We start from the raw sequence: 4,737 nt of genomic DNA on the forward strand, positions 1-4,737 counted from the left end.
GTCGGCAGCAGCAGGGCGTCCGCGCCGGCCAGTTCGGCAAGGGCGTGGGCGCGTAGCGTGGCCAGCCGGTCCTGGTCGGCGAAGAGTTGATGGGCCGGGATCTCGCGGGCGCGGCCGATGATGCCGGCCACGGTCGGATCGAGGCCCTCCACACCGTCGGCGAGCGCCTTGTCGACGAAGGCGCCCACCGCCGTGTACCGCTCCGCCACGAACGCGCCCTGGNNCGGGGTGAGGTCCAGGGCGCGGATCTCCACGCCCGCGTCGCCCAGTCGCGTCACCGCCGCCTCGTACGCCTCCGCCCAGCCGTCGTCCAGGTCGCCGAGCTGCCCGCGCGGCGGGACGGCGACACGCCACGGACCCGGTGTGCGCTGTGGAAGGGCCGGGAGGGCGCGGGCCGACGGGGAGGCCATGTGGGTGAGGGCCTGCTCGGCCTCCGGGAGGGTGCGGGCGAACACCGTCACACAGTCGAGGGAGGCGCAGGCCGGGACCACGCCGGTGGTGGGGACCAGACCGCGGGTGGGCTTCAGACCGACGATGCCGTTGAAGGCGGCGGGGACGCGGCCCGAGCCCGCCGTGTCCGTACCGAGGGCGAGGTCGACGACGCCGAGCGCCACCGCCACGGCCGAACCCGAGCTGGAGCCGCCGCTGACCCGGGACGGGTCGTGGGCGTTGCGGACGGCGCCGAACGGAGAACGGGTGCCGACGAGGCCGGTCGCGAACTGGTCCAGGTTGGTGGTGCCCAGGACGATCGCGCCGGCCTCGCGGAGACGGGCGACGACCGGGGCGTCCTCGTCCGGCGTGTACGCGTAGGCCGGGCAGCCGGCGGTCGTGGGGAGGCCGCGGACGTCGATGTTGCCCTTGACGGCGAGGAGCCGACCGGCGAGGGGCAGCCGGTCGCCCGCGGCGAGGCGGGCGTCCACGGCCCTGGCCTCCGCCTCGACGTCCGATCGGGCGCGCAGGTCGATCCAGACCTCCGGGCGGTGCACGGCGTCGAGGCGCGCGTACGCAAGGCGGACTCGGGTCAGGGTCGGGGACGGGTGAGGGGGCGGCGACGGGTGCGGCATCGGTGCTCCTGGGCTGGGACGGTCCGTCGGGCGGGGTGAGCCCGTGCGAGTCGGTGTGCGGGGGCCAGCCCCTGCCCGTCGGCGAAGGGGGCCAGCCCCTGCCGGTGGGCGAGCGGGGGGCCAGTTCCTGCCGGTGGGGGGCGGATCCTGCCGGTTTGGCGTGCGGGGCGAGTCCCGATCAGTCTGTGTCGGGGGTCAGGACGAGGAGGGGTGTGCCCGCCTGGACCTGGGCGCCGGGAACGGTCAAAGTCCTGTGCACCACGCCGTTCAGGGGGGAGTGGACGCGGGACTCCATCTTCATGGCCTCCAGGGTCAGCAGGGGTCGGCCGGTGGTCACTCGGTCGCCGGGCCGGACGTGGAGCTGCCACACCGACGCGGCGAACTCCGCCTCGATCACCCGCCCGCCCTCAGGGACGTCGATCTCCGTCACGGGCACCGGTGCGGCGGTGGCGGCCTCCGCTCGGGCGAACTCGCCGGCGGCCTCCCAGGCGGCTCGCTCCGCGGCGAAGGCGGACCGCTGGCGGGACCTGAACTCGGCTATGGAGTCGGCGTGTTCGGTCAGGAACCGCTGGTGGTCGGCGAGGGAGAACTCGCCCTCCTCGATCCGCGGGACGAAGCGGCCGGAGATGATGTCGGCCCGCAGGGCGAGTAGTTCGTCCGCGTCCACCGGATACCACTTCACACGGTCGAAGAAGCGCAGCAGCCAGGGGGAGCCCGCCTCGAAGGCGCCGCGCTGCTGCCAGGGGGACCAGACCTGGGTGGTGCGGCCGACGAACTGGTAGCCGCCGGGGCCCTCCATGCCGTAGACGCACAGGTAGGCGCCGCCGATGCCCACCGAGTTCTCGGCGGTCCAGGTGCGGGCGGGGTTGTACTTCGTCGTCACCAGGCGGTGGCGCGGGTCGAGCGGGGTCGCCACCGGCGCGCCCAGGTACACGTCGCCCAGGCCCAGGACCAGGTACTCGGCGGTGAACACCGTGTCATACACGTCCGCCACCGATTCCAGGCCGTTGACGCGGCGGATGAACTCGATGTTCCACGGGCACCAGGGTGCGTCGTCGCGGACACCGGCCATGTAGCGGGCGATGGCCTCACGGGTCGCCGGATCGTCCCAGGACAGGGGGAGGTGGATCGTGCGGGAGGGGACGACCAGCTCGTCCGCGGGGGGCAGGGAGGAGACGATCCTCCGTACGGTGGACAGGAGTTCGGGTTGCGGGAGCCGGGCCGGGTCGGTGCGGATCTGGAGGGAGCGGATGCCGGGGGTGAGGTCGGTGACGCCGGCGGGGCCCGTCTCGGCCACCGCCTCCATCAGGGCGTGCACCCGCATCCGCAGACCCAGGTCCAGCTGCATGGGGCCGAACTCGACGAGCAGGTTGTCGTCGCCGCTGCGGCGGTACGTCACCTCGCCGTCCCGGGCCAGGACACCGCCGTCGACGATCGCGGGGCGGGGCGAGGCGTCGTCGGCGACGGGCAGGAAGCGGACCGTGTCGCCCGGGCGGAGCTGCCCCAGCTTCCAGCGTTCCGTGGAGATCACCGTGGCCGGGCAGACGAAACCGCCGAGCGAGGGGCCGTCGGGGCCGAGCAGGACGGGCATGTCGCCGGTGTAGTCGACGGCGCCGACCGAGTACGGGGTGTCGTGGATGTTGGAGGGGTGCAGACCCGCCTCGCCGCCGTCGGTCCGCGCCCAGCGGGGCTTCGGGCCGATGAGCCGTACGCCGGTGCGGGCCGAGTTGAAGTGGACCTTCCAGTCGGCGGCGTAGAACTCGTGGATGTCCTCCTCGGTGAAGAACTCCGGTGCCGCGTGCGGCCCTTCGAGGGCGGCCACCTGCCAGGTCGAGCCGAAGACCGGGCGGGCCCCGGTCGGTACGGGGCTGCCTTCGGTGACCCCTCCGCCGTGCAGCACGTCGCCCGTCCGCAGCTCCCGGCCGCCGTGGCCGCCGAAGCGCCCCAGGGTGAAGGTGGCCGCGCTGCCGAGGAACGACGGCACGTCCAGGCCGCCCTCGGCGAACAACACGTAGGTACGCAGGCCGTGTCGGGTGGGGGCGTCGACGGCCAGTACGGCTCCGGCGGCCACGGTCACCGGTTCCCACTGCGGTACGGGTGAGCCGTCGACGGTCACCGGGGCCGGGGCGCCCGTCACGCACACCGTGGTGGCGTGGGTGAACCGCAGGGACGGCCCCCGCAGGGTGCATTCGAGGCCCGGTGCGCCCTCGGGGTTGCCGAGCGCCGTGTTGCCGAGGCGGAAGGACAGGTCGTCCATGGGACCGCAGGGCGGAACGCCGACCTGCCAGTAGCCGGTGCGTCCGGGCCAGTCCTGCACGGTGGTGAGGGTGCCGCCGGAGACCACCTCGACACGGGGCGTCGGGTCGCTCACGGTCGCGAGAGTGGCGGTGGAATGCGTCGCCCGCCGCAGGTCAGGGCTTTGCAGGGCGGCCCTGAGCTGGCCCAGATTGGTCTCGATGCCGTCGATCCGGGTCCGGGACAGCGCCTCGTCGAGCCGGCGCAGGGCGTGGGCGCGGTCCGGTCCATGGGCGACGACCTTGGCGAGCAGCGGGTCGTACGACGTCGTCACCTCGGTGCCGGTCTCCACCCAGCCGTCCACGCGGACGCCCTGCGGGAACTCCACCCGCGTCAACAGGCCGGCGCTCGGCCGGTGTCCGCGGGACGGGTCCTCGGCGTAGATCCGGGCCTCGACGGCGTGGCCGCGGGGCGGCCCAGGGTCGCGGACGACGTCCGACTCGCCGCGTGCCAGGCGCAGCATCCAGGCGACGAGGTCGACGCCGTGGGTCTCCTCGGTGACCGGGTGCTCCACCTGGAGGCGGGTGTTGACCTCCAGGAAGTACGCCTCGCCGCGCTCCGGGTCGTACACGAACTCGACGGTTCCGGCGGAGCGGTAGGCGACGCTCGCACACAGGTCGCGTGCCGACGTGGCGAGCCGCTCACAGACGGCGGTGGGCAGGCCGGGGGCCGGGGCCTCCTCGACGACCTTCTGGTGGCGGCGCTGCAGGGAGCAGTCGCGGTCGCCGAAGGTGATGACGTGGCCGTCGCCGTCGCCGAAGACCTGCACCTCGACATGGCGGGCGCGTTCGACGAGGCGTTCGAGGTAGACACCGGTGGAGGAGAACGAGGCGGCGGCGGCCCGCTGCACCCGCGTCCATGCCTCCGCCAGTTCGGCGGCGGAGCGGCAGGCCGACATACCGATGCCGCCCCCGCCGCCGGTGGCCTTCAGCATCACCGGGTAACCGACGGCCTCGGCGTGGTCGAGGGCCTCGTCGAGGGAGGCCAGCAGGCCCGTGCCGGGGAGCAGCGGGACGCCCGCCGCCTCGGCGGCGGCCCGCGCGGTGTGCTTCGCACCGAACAGCTCCAACTGCTCGGGGGTGGGGCCCACGAACACGATCCCGGCGTCCGCGCAGCGGCGGGCGAAGGCGGCGTCCTCGGACAGGAAGCCGTAGCCGGGGTGGACGGCGCCCGCGCCCGAGTCCTTCGCCGCCCTAAGCACCAGGTCGGCGTCGAGGTACGACTCCTGCGCGGGCGCCGGACCGAGCCGTACGGCCGTGTCGGCGAGGCGGACGTGGGGTGCGGCGCGGTCGGCGTCGGAGTACACCGCGACCGTGCGCAGGCCCAGGTCGCGGGCGGTACGGAGGACACGGACGGCGATCTCGCCCCGGTTGGCGAC

Annotated in this window: 1 protein-coding gene and 2 pseudogenes; all 3 read right to left on the reverse strand. The window is 74.2% G+C overall.

Annotated elements, in window-relative coordinates; all coding sequences use genetic code 11:
- Positions 1–222 (reverse strand): annotated as a pseudogene (locus tag AOK15_RS47260) (allophanate hydrolase); the annotation flags it as partial.
- 2 nt (positions 223–224) lie between these two features.
- A pseudogene (locus tag AOK15_RS25590) lies at positions 225–1,064 on the reverse strand (amidase family protein); the annotation flags it as partial.
- Positions 1,065–1,242: 178 nt separating this feature from the next.
- On the reverse strand, positions 1,243–4,737 hold a 3,495-nt coding region (locus AOK15_RS25595; RefSeq protein ID WP_063799052.1), incomplete at its 5' end, for a 5-oxoprolinase/urea amidolyase family protein.

Source organism: Streptomyces ossamyceticus, from assembly GCF_001418475.1.
Classification (GTDB): Bacteria; Actinomycetota; Actinomycetes; order Streptomycetales; family Streptomycetaceae; genus Streptomyces; species Streptomyces ossamyceticus.